The following is a 445-nucleotide window of genomic DNA, read 5'->3' as shown; positions in this document are numbered from 1 at the left end:
GGTGGTGGCGTAGGCGAAGCATCGGCGCATCAGGTTCGCGTACACGTCGGTCGCGGGTCCCTCGCCGTCGATGTCGGCGTAGAACGCCCTCGACTCGGCGGGCAGCAACGCACGGTAGTGGATCAGGATCGACGCCTCACGCAGCTCAGCACGGGCCGCTTCCACAGCCTCCTCTGCTGCCTGACGTCCGGACGGCTTGGCACATAGCGACTGCGTTTTGGGTGCCGCGCCGCCGTCCGCGCTGGGGCATGCGTCCAGGGCTTCCCTGGCGGTCTCCAGCGCCTCCCACAGTGCGGGGTCCAGGCAGACGGGTGCGGTGGTGGTGCGGCGGATGCTCGACTTCACGCGGGCGTCAAGCAGTTGGGCGTACTTCGATTCAGACATGGTGGCCTCTCTGAGATGCAGCCACCCCCTACGCGCGAGGCCATGCGGTAGGGGCTGGCTG

Annotated in this window: 1 protein-coding gene; it reads right to left on the bottom strand. The window is 68.3% G+C overall.

Going from position 1 to position 445, the window contains the following annotated elements; genetic code table 11:
• Positions 1-384: hypothetical protein (locus tag ACTQ40_RS10615; protein ID WP_441564133.1), on the bottom strand; the 384-nt coding region annotated here is incomplete at its 3' end.
• Positions 385-445 lie beyond the last annotated feature (61 nt).

This window comes from Collinsella sp. Sow4_D11, from assembly GCF_052116465.1.
In the GTDB taxonomy this organism is placed as follows: Bacteria; Actinomycetota; Coriobacteriia; order Coriobacteriales; family Coriobacteriaceae; genus Collinsella.
The sequence above is the reverse complement of the archived record's forward strand: the minus strand, read 5'-3'. Positions and strand labels throughout refer to the sequence as shown.